Here is a 22,428-nt window from a genome sequence, read left to right on the forward strand (position 1 = left end):
TTGGACGGGAGGGGGAGGTGCGGCGGGGGCGACGGGACTCCGGCCCTGCCCCACCCCGCCAATCCGTCGAACCCACCCACCCTGCCACTACAACTCGGCCAAACACCACCCCGCGCCCCCCGCCCTACCGTGGACCCAGCACCCCACGTACACACACCTCCCACGCGGAAGGGCCGGGACTCCACATGACTTCCACCCACGCCTTCTGGCTCGCCGGCCGCCGGGCCACCGGCGAGGCCGCCTTCGACGTCACCTCCCCCTGGGACGGCCGGGTCGTCGGCACCGCGAGCGTGCCCTCCGACGCCCAGGTCGAGGAGGCCGTGGCCGCCGCGTACGCCGTACGGGACGAGTTCGCCGCCACCCCCGCCCACGTCCGCGCCGCCGCCCTGGACCACGTCAGCCGACGGCTCGCCGAGCGCACGGAGGAGATCGCCCGGCTGATCTCCGCCGAGAACGGCAAGCCGATGAAGTGGGCCCGCGGCGAGGTCGGCCGCGCCGTCTCCGTGTTCCGCTTCGCGTCCGAGGAGGCCCGCCGCTTCAACGGCGGCGAGGCGCAGCGCCTCGACACCGACGCGGGCGGCCAGGGCCGGCTCGCCTTCACGCGCCGCTTCCCCAAGGGCGTCGTCCTGGGCATCGCGCCGTTCAACTTCCCGCTGAACCTGTGCGCCCACAAGATCGCCCCGGCGATCGCCGCCGGCGTCCCGATCATCCTGAAGCCGGCGCCCGCCACCCCGCTCTCCGCGCTGATCCTCGGAGAGCTGCTCGCCGAGACCGAGCTGCCCGCCGGGTCCTGGAGCATCCTCCCGGTCCCCAACGACCGTATGCCCGCGCTCGTCCAGGACGAGCGGCTGCCGGTGATCTCCTTCACCGGCTCCGAGAAGGTCGGCTACGCGATCATGGACTCGGTGCCGCGCAAGCACTGCACGCTGGAGCTGGGGGGCAACGGCGCGGCCGTCGTCCTCGCCGACTGGGCGAGCGACGAGGACCTGGACCGGGCCGCACAGCGCATCGCGACCTTCTCCAACTACCAGGGCGGCCAGTCCTGCATCTCCGTCCAGCGCGTCATCGCCGACGCCTCCGTGTACGACCGGCTGCTGCCGCGCATCGTCGCCGCCGTCGAGGCGCAGGTCACCGGTGACCCGGGCGACGACGCGACCGACGTCGGCCCGCTGGTCAGCGAGGCCGCCGCGCAGCGCGTCGAGGCGTGGGTGCAGGAGGCCGTGGAGGCCGGTGCCACCCTCCTCACCGGAGGCAAGCGCGACGGCGCCTCGTACGCGCCGACCGTGCTCACCGACGTACCGGACGAGGTGACGATCTCCTGCGAGGAGGTCTTCGGGCCCGTCCTGACCGTGCGGAAGGTGGACGGCGAGGCCGCGGCGTTCGCCGCCGTCAACGACTCCAAGTACGGCCTCCAGGCGGGGGTGTTCACCCACGACCTGCAGACCGCCTTCCGGGCCCACCGCGCCCTGGAGGTCGGCGGTGTGGTCGTCGGCGACGTGCCCTCCTACCGTGCCGACCAGATGCCGTACGGCGGCGCCAAGCAGTCCGGCGTGGGCCGCGAGGGCGTGAAGTTCGCGATGGACGACTACACCTACGAGCGTGTGATGGTCCTCACCGGCCTCCACCTCTAGCTCATGGGATTCATTTTCATCTAGGCTCCCGAAAGTGCCCGGCACCGATGCCTTCCGGTGCCGGGCACTTTCCTGGCGCCGGCCGCGTCCGGACCCTCAGCCGGAGAAGCCGACCCGCGCGACCCGCAGCGGGCCGCGCAGTCGAAGGCGCACGTCGTGCACGCCGGCCACGGCGGCGGTGACGGGCGCGGTGAGCGTGACGTAGTCGTACGGTCCCGGTGTGGGCGCCTGCGGCGACAGCAGGGCGAGCACCGGGCCGCCGTCGAGGGACAGCTCGACCGCGCCCTCGCCGGACACCTCCGCCGTCACCCCGGTCACCCCGCCGCCGAAGTCGCAGCCGCGGAAGAGGAGCTCACCGTCCTTCCCGGCCACGGCGGTGACCGCGTCGCCCGCCTCCCTGGTCAGGTCGACGATCTCGGTGCCGCTCTGCTCGTCGAAGTCCGCGGCGCCCAGGCCGCGTCCCAGGACCGGTCGCGGGGTGGTGGGCTCACCGTCCAGCGTGACGGTGGCCCGCACGCGCACGTCCGCGCTGGAGGCACCGGCCAGCAGCTCGTACGGGCCCGGCTCCACGCGCCACCGGCCGAGCGCGACGTCCCAGAACGCGAAGGCGGACAGCGGGAGCACGAAGGACAGCTCGGCCGTCTCCCCGGGCGTCAGCGTCACCCGCCGGTGCGCCAGCAGCTCGCGCCGCGGACGCGGGACCGACGGATCCACGGCCCGGGTGTAGAGCTGGGGCACCTCGTCCGCGGTGACACCACCGGTGTTGGTGACGGTGAAGGAGACCCGCACCGCCGACTCGACGACCCGGGCCGTCAGCTCCCCGTAGGCGAAGGACGCGTACGACCGGCCGTGCCCGAAGGGGAACAGCGGTGTGCCCTCGAAGTACAGGTAGGTCTGGCGGCTGCCGATCACGTCGTAGTCGAGGAGGTCCGGCAGGTCGGCGTCGTCGGCGTACCAGGTCTGCGGCAGCCGGCCGGCGGGGGAGACGTCACCGGCGAGCACACGGGCCAGGGCGGTGCCCGTGGCCTGTCCGCCGTGCGCGGTCCAGAGCATCGCCGGGAGGTCCGTCGGATCCACCGCGTAGGGATAGGCGGAGACCAGCACCAGCACCGTGTTCGGATTGGCGGCGCGGGCCGCGCGCAGCAGCAGCTCCTGCTGGGCGGGCAGCCGCAGCGTCGTGCGGTCCTCGGTCTCGCGCCCGTTGATGTGCGGATCGTTGCCCGCGACCACCACGACCACGTCGGCCCGGCCCGCGGCGCGTGTCACCGCGTCCTCCCCGCGCTCGGCGACGACCAGCTCGAAGACCTCGGGATTCTCCTCGGCAACCTTCACGCCGTCGGCGGCGACCCGCACATGGCGTCCCGTCCCCACGTGCCGGAGGAGGTGACCGTCCCCGTGCGGTTCCAGACGGAACGTCTCCTGCACGATCCAGCCGCCCGGCTGATCGGCGGAGGCGCGGACGTACCCGTCCTCGGCGACCGAGAGATAGCGGCCGTCGGGGGCGCGCAGGGTGAGCACGCCCTCGCCCCAGTCGGCCAGGGCGAGCTCGGTGCCGGCCGTCTCGGCGGTGAGCGGCGGCAGGTCGGTGCGGCCCGCGAGCAGCGCCGGGTCGAGGGCGCCCTCGGTGCCGCGTGCCGTCTCGGGGGCGTCGGGCGCGGGCGGAACGTGCAGGAACGTACCGGCGGCAGTCTTCAGCAGCACGCGGTCCACGCCCTCCGCGAACTCCACGCGCTCGGCGCCGAAGCGCTCGTAGAGACCCTCCAGCGGGGTGGAGCGGTGGATGAGACTGCCGCTGTACCAGTCGAGCTTGCACTCGTCGGCGAGCAGTCCGACGACCGCGATACGGGTGTCCGGGGCGAGCGGCAGCAGGTCGTCGTTCTTGAGCAGGACGATCGCCTGCTCGGCGGCCTCCTGTGCGAGGGCCCGGTGTTCCGGGGTGTCGAAGGCCTGTTCCCCGGCGTACGGGTCCGCACCCGGATCGAACTCACCGAGCCGGAAACGCACCGAGAGCTGGCGGCGGACCGCCGTGTCGATGTCGGCTTCCGTCAGCAGGCCCTGCTCCAGCGCGCCCTCGACACGTCCGATGATCGTCGAGCTGTCCGTGCCGTGGTCGGTGAAGCTGTCGACACCGGCCCGCAGGGCCGCCGCGACGGCCTCCTCGTGGGTGTCGAAGTAGTGCTCGGAGTCGACCAGGTTGGACGGCGCGCCGGCGTCCGAGCAGACCAGCAGGTCCTGTTCGGTCCAGGCGCGCAACTGCTCGCGCAGATACGGCGAGACGTGGTTGGGGCGGCCGTTGACCAGGTTGTACGCCGGCATCACCCCGGCCGCCGTGCCCGCCTCGACCGTGTCGCGGAAGGCGCGCAGATCGTATTCGTGCAGCACGCGCGGGCGGACCGAGCTGGAGGAGGTGTCGCGGTCCGTCTCGTTGTTGTGCGCCAGCCAGTGCTTGAGGACGGGGGCGGTGCGCCAGTACACCGGATGGTCGCCGCGCAGACCCTGGGTGAAGGCGGTGGCGATCGCGGAGGTGAGCTTCGGGTCCTCCGAGTAGCCCTCCTCGTTGCGGCCCCACAGCGGGTGGCGCAGCAGGTTGACGGTCGGCGACCACACGTTGAGGCCGACCCGCTCGTCCCGGGCGCGCATCGCGCGGGCCTCCCGGGACACCGCCTCGCCCACCCGGCGCACCAGCTCCTGGTTCCAGGTCGCGCCCAGGCCGACGGCCTGCGGGAACACCGTCGCCGGCCCCATCCAGGCGACACCGTGCAGCGCCTCCTGGCCGGTGCGGAAGGCGGCGATGCCCAGACGCTCGACGGCCGGCCCGAACTGGTGCAGAAATCCGATCTTCTCGTCGAGGGTCAGCCGCGACACAAGGTCGTCGATGCGCTTCGCGAACGGCAGGTCCGGATCGCGGAAAGGCGGCGTAGGCGGCGTTTGTGCGGTCACGTGGGGTTCCCCTCGGGATGGAGCGGCGAGGCGCTTTCGAAGCGCTTCGATGCTGAGTCGAGGGGGGTGCGGGTGTCAAGGCACGGGAGCGCATCAGATCGGACGCCTCTCGAGCGAACCCTAGGTGGTGGACGTGCCTCGGGATCGCGCAGACATCCGAGGAATCTCGGATCCGACCCTTGTGTGCCCCTGGGTGTTCACTTAACCTCGCAGCAACATCGAAGCGCTTCGACTACGTGGCCCGCCGTTGCGGCGCCCCCTCCGCCGAACGACCGCTTCGGCTCAGCCAGTTCCACTGAAGACACCGCAACCGACGGCCACCGCCGGGTGTCCCGGTGCGCCATGAAGGGTTGACGCAATGACGCCGAACGCCGCCTCCACCTCCTCCGGACCGAGCCGGAGAAGCTTCCTCGCCTCCACGGCGGTCGCCACCGCAGCGGTGGCGGGAGGAATGCCGCTGCTCGCCGCGTGCGGTGGATCCGACGGAGGTTCGCGGGACGGCACCACGTCGGGCAAGGACGCCAAGAAGCTGCTGCCGGCGTACGTGGCCAGCGATGTGGTCACGCCCGACATCCCCAGCAGGAACGGTTCCGCGGTCGGCTTCACCAGCAAGCTCGACCTGGCGGACCTGAAGACGTCGGTGCCCGAGAAGCTCGGCAAGGGGAACAGGGTCACCGTCATGTCGCCGTTCTGGGGCTCCCCGCCCAAGGCCGGCAACGCCTACTACAAGGCGATGAACGACCTCATCGGCGTCGACGTGGTCTGGCAGAACCAGGACGGCAACACCTACGACCAGAAGCTCGGCGCGGTCCTCGCCTCCAGCAACGTGCCCGACGTGGTGGTCGTGCCCGGCTGGAACATGACGGGCAAGATCCCCAGCGCCGTCATCGGCAAGTTCGCCGACCTCGGTCCGTACCTGTCCGGCGACGCGGTCAAGGACTACCCGAACCTCGCGGCGATCCCCACCGACGCATGGCAGCGGTCCATCTTCGGCGGCAAGCTGCGCGGCCTGCCCATGCCGTCCTCGTACGTCACCGGCATCGTGCCGCTCTACCGCCAGGACATCTTCGAGAAGGAGGGCTACGAGGTCCCCCGGTCCTGCGACGAGTTCCTGGCGCTGGCCAAGGACGCCACCAACGCCAGGGCCAAGCGGTGGGCCTGCCTGGACATGAAGTGGACCGCCTTCAACGCCTTCGGTGTCCTGTCCGGCGAGGAGAAGTCGCTCGGCTGGAACCAGGTCGACGGCAAGCTGGTCTACCGCATCGAGACCGACGAGTACCTCGAGGCCCTGGAGTGGACGCGCAAGCTGTTCGCCGCCGGGGTCGTGCACCCCGACGCCGAGCTGGGCAAGAGCAACGCCACCGACCCCGGGCCCAAGTTCGCCGCCGGCGAGTTCCTGATCTACAACCAGGACTCCTCGCAGTGGTGGAGCCGCACCGCCGAACAGGCCGCGCAGAATCCCGAGTTCAAGATCTGGGGCATGGACATCTTCGGCCACGACGGCGGCGATCCCACGCTGTGGGCGAAGAACCCGGCCGGCATCTTCGCCTTCGTCAACAAGAAGGCCTCGGAGGCCGTGATCCGTGACGTGCTGGCCGTGGCCAACGTCACCGCCGCGCCGTACGGCACCAAGGAGTACATGGCCACCAACTACGGCGTGGAGGGCACCCACTACACCGTCGAGGACGGCGTGCCCACCAAGACCGACCAGGGCAACATCGACGTGATGAACGCCTTCGTGATGATCGCGAGCCCGGCCGCGACCATCGCCCACCCCGACTACCCCGACGTCGCCAGGGGCCAGGTGGAGTGGCAGCAGCGGATGGGCGGCTTCACCAAGAAGTCGGCCTTCTACGGCATGCAGATCACCGAGCCCGCCCGCTACACCAGCCTCTCCAACGACTTCGAGCAGCTGGAGGACGACATCGTCCGGGGCCGCAAGAAGATCAGCGACATGCAGCAGGCCGTCTCCGACTGGAAGAGCAAGGGCGGGGACGAGCTCCGCGACTGGTACCGGAAGATCCTCGACGAGAACGGTCCGGCGGCCGGCTGACCAGGTACCGAGGCAAGGAGAACCGCCGTGTCCCACAGCACGGTGCCTCGGACCGACACCGAGGCCGAAGCGAAGGAGAACCCCCCGGCCGCGCACGGCGCCGCCGGGGCCCCGAGGAAAGGACCCGCCGGGAAGCCGAGCCTGCGGGTGCGGCTCAGACGCGACCGCGTGCTGCTGCTGATGACACTGCCGGCCGTGCTGCTGGTGCTGCTCTTCAACTACGTACCGATCCTCGGCAACGTCGTCGCGTTCCAGGAGTACGACCCCTACATCAGTGACAACGGGGTCGTCTCCATCCTGCACAGCCCCTGGGTGGGCCTGGAGAACTTCCAGCGGATCTTCGAGGACTCCGCCTTCTGGAACTCCGTGCGCAACACACTGGTGCTGTTCGTCCTCCAGCTGGTGCTGTACTTCCCGGTCCCCATCCTGCTCGCGCTGCTCATCAACAGCGTGGTCAGGCCCCGCGTGCGGGCGATCTCGCAGGCCGTCCTCTACCTGCCGCACTTCTTCTCGTGGGTGCTGGTCATCGCCGTCTTCCAGCAGATCTTCGGCGGTGCCGGAATCCTGTCCCAGCTGCTGCGCGCCCACGGGTACGACGGGCTCGACATCATGACCGACCCCGGGACCTTCAAGTTCCTGGTCACCGCGGAGAGCGTGTGGAAGGACGCGGGCTGGGGCATCATCGTCTTCCTCGCCGCGCTGGCCTCGGTCAGCCCCGACCTGTACGAGGCCGCCGCGATGGACGGCGCCGGACGCTGGCGCCGGATGTGGCACGTCACCCTTCCCGCCCTGCGCCCGGTGATCGCCCTGCTGCTGGTGCTGCGGGTCGGTGACGCGCTGACCGTCGGCTTCGAACAGATTCTGCTGCAACGGGACGCCGTGGGTCCGGGAGCCGCCGAGGTGCTGGACACCTTCGTGTGGTGGAACGGCGTACGCAACCAGGACTTCGGTTACGCCGCCGCCGCGGGACTCGTCAAGGGTGTCATCAGCCTCGGCCTGGTCCTGGCGGCGAACAAGGTGGCCCATCTCATGGGCGAGCAGGGGGTGTACAAGAAGTGAGCGCCGTGATCGACAAGCCCGCGCGCACCTCCGGCCGGTGGGCGGCGCCGCCCCGGCCGGCGTGGGAGGAGCCGCCCGGGCGGGCCGGACTCGCCGGCAAGGGGCTGGTGCTGTTCCTCGCCTGCATGGGCATCCTCTTCCCGCTGTGGATCGTCGTCGTCACCAGCCTGTCCTCACGCAAGACCATCGACGAGGCCGGCGGGCTGGTGATGATCCCGAAGGGCATCACCTTCGTCGCCTACCAGGAGCTGCTCAGCGGCGGTCAGGTCACCCGCGCCGCGGTCATCAGCATCGTCGTCACCGCCGTCGGCACGCTGTTCTCCATGGCGGTGTCGGTGCTGTGCGCCTACGGCCTGTCCCGCAGCGGCTCCCTCGGCCACCGCTGGATCCTGATGGTGCTCCTGGCCACCATGTTCTTCAGCGCCGGTCTCATCCCCACCTACCTGCTGGTGCAGTCGCTGGGCCTGACGGACAGCTACCTCGCGCTGATCCTGCCCAGCGCGATCAGCGTCTTCAACATCCTGGTCCTGCGCGGATTCTTCATGAACATCTCGCAGGAACTGATCGACAGTGCCCGCATCGACGGGGCCGGTGACGTCCGGATCCTGTGGCAGATCGTCATGCCGCTGTCCCGGGCGGTGATCGCGGTGATCACGCTGTTCTACGCCGTCGGGTACTGGAGTGCCTGGTTCAACGCGTCCCTGTACCTCAGCGACCAGGACATGCTGCCGCTGCAGAACGTCATGATCCAGCTGGTGCAGAAGCAGGAGGCTCCGGTCGGGCTCGGTCAGGCGATCAAGACGGGGCAGTTGTCGGGGCTGGCCGTGCAGATGGCCGTCATGGTGATGGCGTTGCTGCCGGTGGCCGTGTTGTCGCCCTTTGTCCAGAAGCACTTCAAGAAGGGGATGCTCACGGGCGCGGTCAAGGGCTGACGCCCCTGCGTTTCGGGGGAGCCGCGTGGTCTTCCGGCTGCCCGTTCGCTGTGGCCGGTCGCGCAGTTCCCCGCGCCCCCGAGGTGTCTCCGCTCACCCCTTGATATGAGGTCTCCTGCCATGTTCGCGTCCTCCCCGAGCCGGCGTGCCGTTCTTGCCGGAGCGGCTGCCGCTGCCGCTGTCGCCGGTGTTCCCGCCCTCGCCGGTCGGGCGGAGGCCGTCGGGTCCTCCGCCTACCGCTGGCGCAACGTCGTCATCGGCGGTACCGGGTTCATCACCGGCGTGCTCTTCCACCCCTCGGTGCGCGGGCTCGCCTACGCCCGTACCGACATCGGCGGCGCCTACCGCTGGGACGACCGGACCGAGCGCTGGATCCCGCTGTTGGACCACATCGGGTGGGACGACTGGAATCTGCTCGGCGTCGAGGCGATGGCGGTCGACCCCGCCCACCCGGACCGGCTCTACCTCGCCTGCGGCACCTACGCCCAGTCGTGGGCGGGCGACGGCGCCGTCCTGCGCTCGGACGACCGGGGCGCCACCTGGCGGCGCACCGACCTCACCGTGAAACTCGGCGCCAACGAGGACGGCCGGGGTGCCGGTGAGCGGCTGCTCGTGGACCCGCGCGACAGTGACACCCTGTGGCTGGGCACCCGGCACGACGGACTGCTCACGTCGACCGACCGGGGCGCCACCTGGGCACCGGCGGCCGGCTTCCCGGCCACCCCGTCCGCCACCGGTCAGGGCGTCACCCTCCTGGTGGCCGCCGGGCGCACCGTCTACGCCGGCTGGGGCGACGGCGGCGACGCGAACCTGTTCCGTACGTCCGACGGCGGCACGTGGGAGGCGGTCCCCGGGCAGCCGTCCGGCGCCGCCGCGCGCGTGCCGATCCGCTCCGCGTACGACCGGCACACCCGTGAGCTGTACGTGACGTACGCCGACGCGCCCGGTCCCAACGGCCAGTCGGACGGCAGCGTGCACAAGCTGCGCACCGGCAGCGGCGCCTGGACCGAGGTCACCCCGGTGAAGCCCGGGGGGACGACGGGTGGGGAAGGGTCCGCCGACACCTTCGGCTACGGCGGGGTCGCCGTCGACGCCCGCCGCCCCGGCACCGTCGTCGTCTCCACCAACAACCGCTGGGCGGCGGTCGACACCCTGTACCGGTCCACCGACGGCGGGCGCAGCTGGCGTTCCCTGAAGGACACCGCCGTCCTCGACGTCTCCGAGACCCCGTACCTGGAGTGGGGCGAGGGCCGGCCCAAGTTCGGCTGGTGGATCCAGGCGCTCGCCCTCGACCCGTACGACGCGCGGCACCTCGTGTACGGCACCGGCGCCACCCTCTACGGCACCCGGGACCTGCGCCACTGGGCGCCGCAGATCCGCGGTCTGGAGGAGGCGTCCGTGACCCAGCTGATCTCGCCCCCGGCCGGGAGGGCGCACCTGATCAGCGGATCGCGGGACATCGGCGTGATGTACCACGAGCGGCTCACGGCGTCCCCGGCGCACGGCATGGCGACGAACCCCGTGTCCGGGTCGGCGACGGGACTCGCGCAGGCGGCGGGCAGAGTGGCGTACGTCGTCCGGGCGGGCTGGGGCGAGAAGGGCAACGGCGCGTACTCCCACGACGGCGGGCGGACCTGGGCGCCCTTCGCGGCCCAGCCCGCCATCGCCAGGGACGCGCCGGGGCCGATCGCCACCAACGCCGACGGCAGCGTGCTGCTGTGGTCCTTCGTGCACTGGGACGGCACCAGGTACCCGGCCCACCGCTCGGCGGACAACGGCACCACCTGGTCCGAGATCCCCTCCTTCCCGAAGGGGGCCACGCCGGTCGCCGACCCGGCCGACCCGACGCTCCTCTACGCCTACGACACCGACACGGGAACGCTGCTCGCGAGCACGGACAGTGGCCGTTCCTTCACCGCACGTGCGACCGGACTGCCCTCGGGAGACAGCCAGTTCGAACTGGTCGCGGCGCCCGGCCGCACCGGCGACCTCTGGCTGAGCACCAAGTGGAACGGCCTTTACCGGTCCACCGACGGCGGCGGGACCTTCACCAAGGCGCAGAGCTGCTGGGCCTCCTACACCCTCGGCTTCGGCAAACCGGCCGACGGCGCCGCCTACCCGGCGATCTACCTGGTCGGCTCGACGGAGGCGATCACCGCCGTGTACCGCTCCGACGACGAGGCGAGGACCTGGGTGCGGATCAACGACGACGACCACCAGTGGGGCTGGACCGGTGAGACCATCACCGGTGACCCGCGGGTGTACGGCCGGGTCTACCTCGCCACCAACGGCCGCGGCATCCAGTACGGGGAGCCCGTCTGATGCCGAACCTGAACGACGTCACCCGTGGCCGCATCCTCTACGGCGGCGACTACAACCCCGAGCAGTGGCCCGAGGAGATCCGGCACGAGGACGTCCGCCTGATGAAGGAGGCCGGGGTCAACTCCGTCACCCTCGGCGTCTTCTCCTGGTCGAAGCTCGAACCGCACCCGGGAGAACGGGACTTCGGCTGGCTGGACCGGCTGATGGACCTGATGCACGAGAACGGCGTCGGCGTCGTCCTCGCCACCCCGACCGCCTCCCCGCCGCCCTGGATGGGCCACCTCCACCCGGACACCCTGCCCCGCGACGAGGACGGCCGGACCGAGTGGTGGGGCGGCCGGCAGCACTTCTCGCACTCCAGCGCCACCTACCGCCGGTACGCCGCCGCCATCACCGAGGACCTGGCCGCCCGCTACGGCGACCACCCGGCCCTCACGATGTGGCACATCAACAACGAGTACTGCACCTACGACTGGGGCGACGAGGCCGCCGCCCGCTTCCGCGCCTGGCTGCGCCACCGCTACGGCGCCCTCGACGCCCTGAACACCGCCTGGGGCACCGCCTTCTGGAGCCAGGGCTACGGCGACTGGGCCGAGGTGCTGCCGCCCCGACACGCGCACTACCTGAAGAACCCCACCCAGGTGCTGGACTTCAAGCGCTTCACCTCCGACATGCTCCTGGAGTGTTACACCGCCGAACGCGACATCGTCCGCCGGCACACCCCGCACCTCCCGGTCACCACCAACTTCATGCCGCTGTGGGCCGGCCAGGACGCCTGGCGCTGGGCCGAGGAGGAGGACGTCGTCTCCGTCGACCTCTACCCCGACCCGCGCGACCCCCTGGGCGCGCAGCACGGCGCCCTGGTCCAGGACATGACCCGCTCCCAGGCCCGCGGCCCGTGGATGCTCATGGAGCAGGCGGCCGGTCCCGTCAACTGGCGCGGCGTGAACCACCCCAAGCCGCGCGGCCTCAACCGCCTGTGGTCCCTCCAGGCCGTGGCGCGCGGCGCGGACGCCGTCTGCTACTTCCAGTGGCGCCAGTCCCGGCAGGGCGCGGAGAAGTTCCACTCCGGGATGGTCGGTCACGCGGGCGAGCAGGGACGTACGTACCAGGAGGTCAAGCGGCTCGGCGCGGACCTGGCCCGGATCGCCCCGCACACCGCCGGTGCCCCCCTGCACGCCGATGTCGCCGTGCTGCACGACTGGCACTCCTGGTGGGCGGGCGACCAGGACGCCCGTCCGTCGCGCGAGGTCGACTACCCGCAGGTCCTGAGCGCCTGGCACCGCGCGCTGTGGCAGGCCCACCTCACCACCGACTTCGCCCACCCCGAACACGACCTGTCCGGCTACCGGCTGGTCGTCGTCCCGCAGCTCTACCTCCTCACGGACACCGCCGTCGACAACCTCCTGGCGTACGTGCGCGGTGGCGGCACCCTCGTCTGCGGGTTCCTGACCGCGGTCGCCGACCAGGACGACCGGGTGCGGCCCGGCGGCATGGACGCCCGGCTGCGCGAGCTCTTCGGCATCCGCACCCTGCACGAGTGGTGGCCGCTGGAGGCGGGGGAGAGCGCCGAGTACGAGGGCGGCCCGCGCGGCACCCTGTGGTCCGAGGAACTGGAGCCCGACGGCACCGCCGACGAGACCTTCCCGTACAAGGGCGGGGAACTGGACGGACTGCCCGCTGTGCTGCGCAAGGGCCGCGCCTGGTACGTCTCGACGCTCCCCGAACCGGAGGCGCTGCGCGCGCTGCTGGCCGACGTCGCCGCCGGTGCGGGCGTCCGGCCGGTGCTCGACGGACTCCCGGACGGCGTCGAGGCGGTGCGCCGGGGCGAGCTGCTGTTCCTGCTCAACCACGGCCGCGAGCCGGTCACCGTCGGCCTTCCGGGCACCCGCCGCGACCTGCTGACGGACACGACCGTGACCGGCCGGGTCACCCTCGACCGCTACGGCGTGGCGGTGCTGACGTCATGACCTCCATGCCCGTCCACGGAACCTGGGAGCCACGGCCGGCCGCCCGCTGGGAGGACGCCTTCCTCAGCGGCAACGGCCACCATGGCGCCCTCGTGTTCGGCGATCCGAACGACGACCGGACCGTCGTCACCCATCACACCCTCGTCCGCCCGGGCGACGGCGACGAGCGGGACCGGATGCCGCCCCGGCTGGCCGACGGACTGTCCGACCTCCAGGACCGGCTGCTGTCCGGCGACCTGACCGCGGCCGAGGGCTTCACCGACGGTCGCCCGCTCCAGTGGGTGCGGTCCTTCCACCCGGCCTTCCAGGTGCGCCTGCGCCGCCCGCACACCGACCGGGACCGGCACGGATATCGCCGCACCCTCGACTTCGCCACCGGTGTGGCGGAGGCGGTCTGCGCCGACCGGACCAGCCGGGTCTTCGTCTCCCGCGCCGACGACGTGATCGTCCAGTACGTCACCGGCCCGGGCCTCACCCTCGACATCACCCTGGACCACCGCCTCCCCGGCGCCCCGGCGGGCCTGGGTGTCGGCCACGGGGCCGTGCTCACCCCGGACGGCGCGCTGCTGAGCCTGCGCGCCCGTTACCCGGGAAGCGACCTCGCCTACACCGGTGTCACCCTGGCCGTCGTCACCGGCGGCCGGACGGTGCTCGCCCCTCCCTGCGTGCAGGTCGAGGGCGCACGGTCGGTGCTGCTGCTCACCCGGGTGCGACGGCACACCGGCGAGGCGGACGTGGTCGCGGAGGGCCGCGCCCTGCGCGATCTGCTCGACGGGGGGCGGCCCTGGGGCGACGACGTTCCGTCCGAGGGGCGACCCTGGTACGACGTTCCGTCCGACGGGCGACCCTGGTACGACGACGTCCTGGCCGGGGGACCGCGCCCGTACGACGATGCCCCCCACCAGGGGCGGCGCCCCTACGACGACCTCCTCGCCCGCCATCTGCCCCCGCACCGCACCGCCTACGAACGCGTCACCCTGGACCTGGCCGCCGACCCGGCCGAACGCGCGCTCCCCGGCTCGGAGTTGCTCACCCGCCCGCGCAGCGCCGCCCTGCTCGAACGGCTCTTCGCGGCCGGCCGCTACCACCTGCTGTCGTCCAGCGGTCTGTTCCCGCCCCGGCTCACCGGGTTGTGGACCGGCGACTGGGACACCGCCTGGTCCGGCGCCTTCACCAACGACGCCAACCTCAACCTCCAGACCGCCTGTGCCGCGGCCGCGGCCCTCCCCGAGGTCACCGGGGCTCTGGCCGCCCTGATCCGGCGCCAGCTGCCCGACTGGCGGGACAACGCCCGCGCGGTGTTCGGCACGCGGGGCGTGGTCGCGCCCGCACACACCGACGGCGAGTCCGGGCACACGTACCACTTCAGCCGCGAATACCCCCTCCACCTGTGGACCGCCGGCGCCGACTGGCTGCTGAAACCCCTCGTCGACCACGACGAGATCCACGGCGAACGCGACCCGCGCACCGCCGCCGCGCTCGCCGAAGTCGCCCTTTTCTACGAGGACTTCCTCACCCGCACCGACACCGAGGGCCGACTGGTCGTCGTCCCCTCCTACTCGCCCGAGAACCGGCCCGCCAACGCGAGCTGGGGCGCGGTCGACGCGGCCATGGACCTCTCCGCGGCCCGGCACGCCCTGCTGACCGCCGCCGCGTACCACCCCGAGCACGCCGACCGCTGGCGGGCGCTCGCCGACCGGCTGCCGCCGCACCGGATCAACGCCGACGGCGCGCTCGCCGAATGGGCCCGGCCGGACCTGGCGGACTCCTACGACCACCGCCACCTCAGCCACCTCTACGGCGTGTGGCCGCTGGACGAGATCACCCCCTACGACACCCCGGACCTGGCCGCCGCCGCACACCGCGCCCTGGAACTGCGCGGCACCGAGAACGACTCCGCGCACGGCCATCTCCACCACGCGCTGATCGCGGCCCGGCTCCGGGACGGCGAGCGGGTCGCCGACGCGCTCGGCCGGGTCCTCGACGGCGACTTCTTCCACGCCTCCCTGATGAGCGCGCACTACCCGCGCCGCGACGTCTACAACGCCGACGCCGCCCACACCCTGCCCGCCGTGCTGATCGAGGCGCTGGTGCAGTCCACCCCCGACCGGCTGGTCCTGTTCCCCGCGCCCCTCCCGGCGTATCCGAGCGGGCGACTGCGCGGGGTGCGCACCCGCTTCGGCGCCGTACTCGACCTCACCTGGTCCCCGGACGGCGCCACCGCCGTGCTGCGGCCGACCCGAACCCACCGCATCGACCTGAGGACTTCCGCCGGCGCCGAGCCGCTCGACCTGGTCGCCGGAGAAGACCGCGTCCTCTCGCTGAAGGCGCGGTGACCCGAGACATACCCCCCACCCATGGAAGGAACGCCATGGCACCACGCACCCTGAGCGGGATCACCAAGGTCCTGCTGGCGCCCGCCCTCGCGCTCGGCGCGACGGTCGGCCTCGCCTCCGCCCCCGCGCACGCCGCCGTCTGGAACTCCTGCGACCAGTGGGGCAACACCAGCCTGAACGGCTACACGCTCTACAACAACATCTGGGGATCCGGCGCCGGCGCCCAGTGCGTCTGGGCCAACTCCGGCACCAACTGGGGTGTGTGGGCCGACCACCCCAACACCGGCGGCATCAAGTCGTACCCGAACGCCAAGAAGGTGATCAACAAGCCGATCACCTCCCTCTCCTCGCTCACCAGCAGCTACAACGTCACCGTCCCGTCCGCGGGCGCGTACAACACCTCGTACGACATCTGGGACACGGACTACGACTACGAGATCATGCTCTGGGTCAACCACAACGGAGCCGTGGGCCCGCTCGGCAGCCCGCAGGGCACGGTCAGCCTGGGCGGCCACACCTGGAACGTCCACAAGGGGAACAACGGCGCCAACGAGGTCTTCTCGTTCCTGCGCACCTCGGACTCGAACTCCGGCACCGTCGACATCCTCCCGGTCCTCAAGTGGATCAAGGACACCAAGGGCTGGATGGGCAACGAGACCATCGGTGACGTGCAGTTCGGCTACGAGATCACCTCGTCGTCCGGCGGCCTGGACTTCCGCACCAACAACCTGACCGTCAGCGGCGGCTGATCCGCCGCACGGCCCCGCCAGGGGCCGGCCCCGCCCGGGACCGGCCCCTGGCTACGGCTGGGCGGGTGCCGGGCCCGAACTCGCCCGCACCGTCAGCTCGGGCGCGAGCAGGACGACCTCGTCGCCGCCCCGCCCGTCGAGCTTGGCGACCAGCTGTTCCACGGCACGCCGGCCCATCTCCTGCGCGGGGATGGCGACCGAGGTCAGCCGCACCGAGGCCTGCACGGCGACCTGCTCCGGACAGACCGCGACCACCGAGACGTCCTCGGGCACGGCCCGTCCCCGCTGCCGCAGCAGGGCGAGCAGCGGTTCGAGCGCCGACTCGTTCTGCACGACGAAGCCGGTGGTGCCGGGGCGTTCGTCGAGGATCCGGGCGAGCGTCAGCGCCATCGCGTCGTATCCGCCCTCGCACGGCCGGTGCAGCAGTCGCAGTCCCAGCTCCCGCGCACGGGTGCGCACTCCGTCGAGGGTGCGTTCGGCGAAACCGGTGTGCCGTTCGTAGACGGCCGGCGCCTCGCCGATGACGGCGATGTCGCGGTGCCCCCGCTGCGCGAGGTGTTCCGCACACAGCGCGCCGGTGGCCTTGAAGTCGAGGTCGACGCAGGTCAGACCGGTGGTGTCGGCGGGCATCCCGATCAACACCGCCGGCTGATCGGTCTCCCGCAGCAACGGCAGGCGCTCGTCGTCGAGTTCGACGTCCATGAGGATCATGCCGTCGGCGAGTCCGCTGCCGGCGACGCGGCGCACCGCGTCCGGTCCCTCCTCGCCGGTGAGCAGCAGCACGTCGTACCCGTGGGTGCGGGCCGTGGTGGCGACCGCGATGGCGATCTCCATCATCACCGGCACATAAATGTCCGTGCGCAGGGGGATCATCAGCGCGATGATGTTGGACCTGCTGCTGGCCAGGGCGCGGGCCCCGGCGTTCGGGTGGTACCCGAGCTCGCGGATGCTCCGCTCGACCCGCTGCCGGGTGTTCGCGGAGATGGACCGCTTGCCGCTGAGGACATAGCTCACCGTGCTCGCCGAGACTCCGGCGTGCTGGGCGACCTCGGCAAGGGTGACCATCCAGCTCTCCAAGCTGTGTGAAGCGCTTCGACAGTGCGCCAGAACGTACAGGGCGAGTGAGGGTGGTTCGACACTAGCCCTACAGGGTGACGAGTGTCCATAGGCTGTCGAAGCGCTTCGACACCCCCTTTTCGCTGCGGATGCCGGGCGGCCGTATCGGCCGAACGGCGGCACGAAGGGTGGCGGGGTGGCTACGTATCGGGTAGATACGATCGGGTAGCCACCCATCGGTTACGTATTGCCACCATCCTCTTCGCGGTGAGGTGAGCCTCATGTCCGCAGCACCCGAGTCTCCGTCCCGGCCCACCGTCACCGAACGTGAGGCCCGCCGGGTCGCCGAGGCGGCCCGGGAACAGGACTGGCGCAAGCCCAGTTTCGCCAAGGAGCTGTTCCTCGGCCGCCTCCGGCTCGACCTCGTCCACCCCCACCCGCTCCCCGCCGACGAGGACGTACAGCGCGGTGAGGAGTTCCTCGCCAAACTCCGCGACTTCTGCGAGACGAAGATCGACGGCGCCCTGATCGAACGCGAGGCGCGCATCCCCGACGAGGTGATCACCGGGCTCAAGGAGCTCGGCGCCTTCGGCATGAAGATCGACACCAAGTACGGCGGCCTCGGCCTCACCCAGGTCTACTACAACAAGGCCCTCGCCCTGGTCGGCTCCGCCAACCCGGCCATCGGCGCGCTCCTCTCCGCCCACCAGTCGATCGGCGTACCGCAGCCGCTGAAGCTCTTCGGCACGCGGGAGCAGCAGGAGACGTTCCTCCCGCGCTGCGCCCGCACCGACATCTCGGCCTTCCTGCTCACCGAACCCGACGTCGGCTCCGACCCGGCCCGGCTCGCCACCACCGCCGTCCCGGAGGGCGACGGGTACGTCCTCGACGGCGTGAAGCTGTGGACGACCAACGGCGTGGTCGCCGACCTCCTCGTCGTCATGGCGCGGGTGCCGAAGTCCGAGGGCCACCGGGGCGGCATCACCGCGTTCGTGGTGGAGGCCTCCTCCGAGGGCGTCACCGTCGAGAACCGCAACGCCTTCATGGGCCTGCGCGGCCTGGAGAACGGCGTCACCCGCTTCCACCGGGTCCGCGTCCCCGCCTCGCACCGGATCGGCGAGGAGGGCCAGGGCCTGAAGATCGCGCTCACCACGCTCAACACCGGGCGGCTGTCCCTGCCCGCGATGTGCGTGGGTTCCGGCAAGTGGTGCCTGAAGATCGCCCGCGAGTGGTCGGCGGCCCGTGAGCAGTGGGGCAAGCCGGTGGCGCTGCACGAGGCCGTCGGCTCCAAGATCGCCTTCATCGCGGCGACCACCTTCGCCCTGGAGGCCGTACTCGACCTGTCCTCGCAGATGGCCGACGAGGACCGCAACGACATCCGCATCGAGGCCGCCCTCGCCAAGCTGTACGGCTCGGAGATGGCCTGGCTGATGGCCGACGAACTGGTCCAGATCCGCGGCGGGCGCGGCTTCGAGACCGCCGACTCCCTGCGGGCCCGCGGCGAACGCGCGGTCCCCGCCGAGCAGATCCTGCGCGACCTGCGGATCAACCGCATCTTCGAGGGCTCCACCGAGATCATGCACCTGCTGATCGCACGCGAGGCCGTCGACGCCCACCTCTCGGTCGCCGGCGATCTGATCGACCCCGACAAGTCCCTGGGCGACAAGGCGAGGGCAGGCGCGAACGCGGGCGTCTTCTACGCCAAGTGGCTGCCCAAACTGGTCGCCGGACCGGGTCAGCTCCCCGGCGCCTACAGCGAGTTCAAGCACGGCATCGACCTGTCCCCGCACCTGCGCCACGTCGAGCGCAGCGCCCGCAAGCTGGCCCGCTGCACCTTCTACGCCATGTCCCGCTGGCAGGGGAGGATGGAGACCAAGCAGGGTTTCCTGAGCCGGATCGTCGACATCGGCGCCGAACTGTTCGCGATGAGCGCCGCCTGTGTCCGCGCCGAACTCCTGCGCAGCCGCGGTGACCACGGCCGCGAGGCGTACCAGCTCGCCGACGCCTTCTGCCGCCAGGCCCGCATCCGTGTCGAGGAGCTCTTCGCCCGGCTGTGGACCAACACCGACGACCTGGACCGCAAGGTCGTCACGAACGTGCTCGCCGGCAGCTACGAGTGGCTGGAGCAGGGCATCATCGACCCCTCCGACGACGGCCCCTGGATCGCGGACGCCACCTCGGGCCCGAGCACCCACGACAACGTGCACCGCCCGATCCGCTGACCCGCACGGACTCATGGGAACTCATGGGAGGGGACCGGTCCCGCATCCGGTCCCCTCCCTTCCGTGCGGGAGAACACACGCCTCCGGGCGGGAGAACCCACGCCCGCACCCCCCTCCGCCCTCCGTGCGGCAGAACACGCGTCCGGGCCGACGGGGCGGGGCCCCGGCAGTGGGCGCGACCCGACACAATGGGTCCATGACCGACGCTCCAGCTCCCCTCGCCGATCCGCACCTGGTGTACGACCCCGTGGTGGGAGACGGCCCGAAGGACGTGGTGATCCTCGGCTCCACCGGGTCGATCGGCACCCAGGCCATCGACCTCGTGCTGCGCAACCCCGGCCGCTTCCGGGTCACCGGCCTGTCCGCCAACGGCGGCCGGGTCGCCCTCCTCGCCGAGCAGGCCCGCCGGCTCCGGGTGCGCACGGTCGCCGTCGCCCGCGAGGACGTCGTACCGGCGTTGCGCGAGGCGCTGTCCGCGCAGTACGACGCGGGGGAGCCGCTGCCCGAGATCCTGGCCGGGCCGGACGCGGCCACCGAGCTCGCCGCCTCCGACTGCCACACCGTCCTCAACGGCATCACCGGCTCCATCGGACTCGCCCCGACCCTCGCCGCCCTGGAGGCGGGCCGCACCCTCGCGCTCGCCAACAAGGAGTCGCTCATCGTCGGCGGCCCGCTGGTCAAGGCGCTGGCCAAGCCGGGGCAGATCATCCCGGTCGACTCCGAGCACGCCGCCCTCTTCCAGGCGCTGGCCGCCGGCACCCGCGCCGACGTCCGCAAGCTCGTCGTCACCGCCTCCGGCGGCCCCTTCCGCGGCCGCACCAGGGAGCAGCTGTCGCACGTCACCGTCGAGGACGCCCTCGCCCACCCCACCTGGGCCATGGGCCCGGTCATCACGATCAACTCCGCGACCCTGGTCAACAAGGGCCTGGAGGTGATCGAGGCGCACCTGCTGTACGACATTCCCTTCGACCGCATTGAGGTCGTCGTGCACCCGCAGTCGTATGTCCACTCGATGGTTGAGTTCACGGACGGATCGACACTGGCCCAGGCGACGCCCCCCGACATGCGCGGGCCCATCGCCATCGGCCTCGGCTGGCCCGAAAGGGTCCCCGACGCCGCCCCGGTCTTCGACTGGAGCAAGGCGTCCACCTGGGAGTTCTTCCCCCTCGACAACGAGGCGTTCCCCTCGGTGAACCTCGCCCGGCACGTGGGCGAGCTCGCGGGCACCGCCCCGGCGGTGTTCAATGCCGCGAACGAGGAGTGCGTCGAGGCGTTCCGCGCCGGCGCCCTGCCGTACCTCGGGATCATGGAGACGGTCACACGGGTGGTCGAGGAGCACGGCATCCCGGAAACGGGAACCTCACTGACCGTGTCGGACGTCCTCGAAGCGGAGACCTGGGCACGGACCAGGGCCCGGGAACTGACAGTCCGGACGGCGAGCGCGGAGGCGCGTGCATGACGACCCTGATGTTCATCCTCGGCATAGTCGTCTTCGCGGCCGGCCTGCTGTTCTCGATCGCCTGGCACGAGCTGGGCCACCTGTCCACCGCCAAGATGTTCGGCATCCGCGTACCGCAGTACATGGTCGGCTTCGGCCCGACCCTGTGGTCGCGGCACAAGGGCGAGACCGAGTACGGCGTCAAGGCGATCCCGTTCGGCGGCTACATCCGCATGATCGGCATGTTCCCGCCCGGCCCCGACGGCCGGCTGGAGGCCCGTTCCACCTCCCCCTGGCGGGGCATGATCGAGGACGCCCGCTCGGCCGCGTTCGAGGAGCTCAAGCCCGGGGACGACAAGCGCCTGTTCTACACGCGCAAGCCGTGGAAACGGGTCATCGTCATGTTCGCGGGCCCGTTCATGAACCTCGTCCTCGCGGTCGTGCTGTTCCTCACCGTGCTGATGGGCTTCGGCATCCAGCAGCAGACCACCACCGTCAGCTCGGTCTCGCCCTGTGTCATCTCGCAGACCGAGAACCGCGACGAGTGCAGGAAGTCCGACCCCGAGTCCCCGGCCGCGGCCGCCGGCATGAAGGCCGGCGACAAGATCGTCGCCTTCGACGGCGTCCGCACCGACGACTGGGGCACGCTCTCCGACCTCATCCGCGACAGCGCCGGCCAGGCCGTGCCGATCGTCGTCGACCGCGACGGCCGGGAGGTGACCCTCCAGGCGCGGATCGCCACCAACCAGGTCGCCAAGAAGGACGCGAGCGGCGCCTATGTCGAGGGCGAGTACGTCAAGGCCGGCTTCCTCGGCTTCAGCGCCGCCAACGGCGTCGTCAGACAGGACTTCGGCGACTCCGTGGTCTGGATGACCGACCGGGTCGGCGACGCCGTCGACTCCCTCGCCGCCCTGCCGTCCAAGATCCCCGCCCTGTGGGACGCGGCCTTCGGCGACGGCCCGCGCGAACCCGACTCCCCGATGGGCGTCGTCGGCGCGGCCCGGGTCGGCGGCGAGATCGCCACCCTCGACATCCCCGCCTCGCAGCAACTGGCCATGTTCGTGATGCTGCTCGCGGGCTTCAACCTCTCCCTGTTCCTGTTCAACATGCTTCCGCTGCTGCCGCTCGACGGCGGACACATCGCGGGCGCGCTGTGGGAGTCGCTGCGCCGCACCACCGCCAAGGTGCTGCGCCGCCCCGACCCGGGCCCCTTCGACGTGGCCAAACTGATGCCGGTGGCCTACGTGGTGGCCGGGGTCTTCGTCTGCTTCACCATCCTCGTCCTGATCGCGGACGTGGTGAATCCGGTGCGGATCTCATAGCCCGGGTGGCCCTCGGGCTTCGACACCTGCCGTACACGATGGCCTGGAACCCTTTCGTTCCGGGCCATCGTCCTTTGAGCGGGTTTACGACCGGGATGTGCTCGGGCGTCGGCCATTGCCGTAATCTCGGAGCCCGGAGCCCGCTGCTCACGGGGAGCCGGACCTTGATCCACGACTTGGGGTTGCACAGCAGATGACTGCGATTTCTCTCGGCATGCCGTCCATTCCGACCAAGCTCGCCGAGCGCCGGAAAAGCCGGCAGATCCAGGTCGGCTCCGTGGCGGTCGGTGGGGACGCCCCCGTGTCCGTGCAGTCGATGACGACCACGCGTACGTCCGACATCGGGGCGACGCTGCAGCAGATCGCCGAGCTCACCGCGTCCGGCTGCCAGATCGTGC

General features: G+C 71.3%; 14 protein-coding genes. 12 read left to right on the forward strand and 2 right to left on the reverse strand.

Going from position 1 to position 22,428, the window contains the following annotated elements:
• The first annotated feature begins 185 nt into the window (after positions 1-185).
• Positions 186-1,631, forward strand: coding sequence for an aldehyde dehydrogenase family protein (locus IE178_RS19020; RefSeq protein WP_193513130.1), 1,446 nt, complete (start codon positions 186-188; stop codon positions 1,629-1,631).
• A gap of 96 nt (positions 1,632-1,727) precedes the next feature.
• Here the strand turns inward: IE178_RS19020 and IE178_RS19025 are convergent, their stop codons facing one another.
• Entirely contained in the window at positions 1,728-4,571 is a 2,844-nt protein-coding gene (locus IE178_RS19025) for a glycoside hydrolase family 3 C-terminal domain-containing protein (protein ID WP_193513131.1), read from the reverse strand.
• Positions 4,572-4,929: 358 nt separating this feature from the next.
• Here IE178_RS19025 and IE178_RS19030 point away from each other — a divergent pair, with 358 nt between their 5' ends.
• The 7 genes from IE178_RS19030 (at position 4,930) to IE178_RS19060 (ending at position 15,992) form a co-directional block, all read left to right on the forward strand.
• Complete coding sequence (locus IE178_RS19030; RefSeq protein ID WP_193513132.1) at positions 4,930-6,624, forward strand: extracellular solute-binding protein; 1,695 nt, start codon at positions 4,930-4,932, stop codon at positions 6,622-6,624.
• 27 nt (positions 6,625-6,651) lie between these two features.
• Complete coding sequence (locus IE178_RS19035) at positions 6,652-7,683, forward strand: ABC transporter permease (protein ID WP_193513133.1); 1,032 nt, start codon at positions 6,652-6,654, stop codon at positions 7,681-7,683.
• Positions 7,680-8,615: a carbohydrate ABC transporter permease gene (locus IE178_RS19040; protein WP_193513134.1), complete on the forward strand. Its 936-nt coding sequence runs from the start codon at positions 7,680-7,682 to the stop codon at positions 8,613-8,615. The genes IE178_RS19035 and IE178_RS19040 overlap by 4 nt, the downstream gene beginning before the upstream one ends.
• A 120-nt stretch (positions 8,616-8,735) precedes the next feature.
• Positions 8,736-10,937, forward strand: coding sequence for a sialidase family protein (locus IE178_RS19045; RefSeq protein WP_193513135.1), 2,202 nt, complete (start codon positions 8,736-8,738; stop codon positions 10,935-10,937).
• Positions 10,937-12,907, forward strand: a complete 1,971-nt coding sequence (locus IE178_RS19050) for a beta-galactosidase (RefSeq protein ID WP_193513136.1) — start codon at positions 10,937-10,939, stop codon at positions 12,905-12,907. Before IE178_RS19045 ends, IE178_RS19050 begins: the two co-directional genes overlap by 1 nt.
• Positions 12,904-15,243 (forward strand): glycosyl hydrolase family 95 catalytic domain-containing protein, encoded by a 2,340-nt coding sequence (locus IE178_RS19055; RefSeq protein WP_193513137.1) that lies wholly within the window; start codon positions 12,904-12,906, stop codon positions 15,241-15,243. Before IE178_RS19050 ends, IE178_RS19055 begins: the two co-directional genes overlap by 4 nt.
• Before the next feature lie 35 nt (positions 15,244-15,278).
• On the forward strand, positions 15,279-15,992 hold the full coding sequence (locus IE178_RS19060) for a glycoside hydrolase family 12 protein (protein WP_184764186.1): 714 nt from the start codon (positions 15,279-15,281) through the stop codon (positions 15,990-15,992).
• A 51-nt stretch (positions 15,993-16,043) separates the two neighbouring features.
• Here the strand turns inward: IE178_RS19060 and IE178_RS19065 are convergent, their stop codons facing one another.
• The gene (locus tag IE178_RS19065) at positions 16,044-17,057 is read right to left on the reverse strand and encodes a LacI family DNA-binding transcriptional regulator (RefSeq protein ID WP_184764187.1); all 1,014 of its coding nucleotides are present in this window, start codon (positions 17,055-17,057) and stop codon (positions 16,044-16,046) included.
• A 272-nt stretch (positions 17,058-17,329) separates the two neighbouring features.
• Between IE178_RS19065 and IE178_RS19070 the strand changes: the two genes are divergently transcribed.
• From IE178_RS19070 to IE178_RS19085, 4 genes are all read left to right on the forward strand, one after another.
• Positions 17,330-19,270 (forward strand): acyl-CoA dehydrogenase family protein, encoded by a 1,941-nt coding sequence (locus IE178_RS19070; RefSeq protein WP_193513138.1) that lies wholly within the window; start codon positions 17,330-17,332, stop codon positions 19,268-19,270.
• Between the two features lie 196 nt (positions 19,271-19,466).
• Positions 19,467-20,729: a 1-deoxy-D-xylulose-5-phosphate reductoisomerase gene (gene dxr / locus IE178_RS19075; RefSeq protein WP_193513139.1), complete on the forward strand. Its 1,263-nt coding sequence runs from the start codon at positions 19,467-19,469 to the stop codon at positions 20,727-20,729.
• Entirely contained in the window at positions 20,726-22,030 is a 1,305-nt protein-coding gene (locus IE178_RS19080; RefSeq protein ID WP_498370640.1) for a M50 family metallopeptidase, read from the forward strand. The genes dxr and IE178_RS19080 overlap by 4 nt, the downstream gene beginning before the upstream one ends.
• Positions 22,031-22,223: 193 nt before the next feature.
• The coding region (locus IE178_RS19085; RefSeq protein ID WP_193513140.1) for a flavodoxin-dependent (E)-4-hydroxy-3-methylbut-2-enyl-diphosphate synthase at positions 22,224-22,428 on the forward strand (205 nt) is incomplete at its 3' end.

The sequence above is a fragment of the Streptomyces griseoloalbus genome (genome assembly GCA_014650015.1).
In the GTDB taxonomy this organism is placed as follows: Bacteria; Actinomycetota; Actinomycetes; order Streptomycetales; family Streptomycetaceae; genus Streptomyces; species Streptomyces griseoloalbus.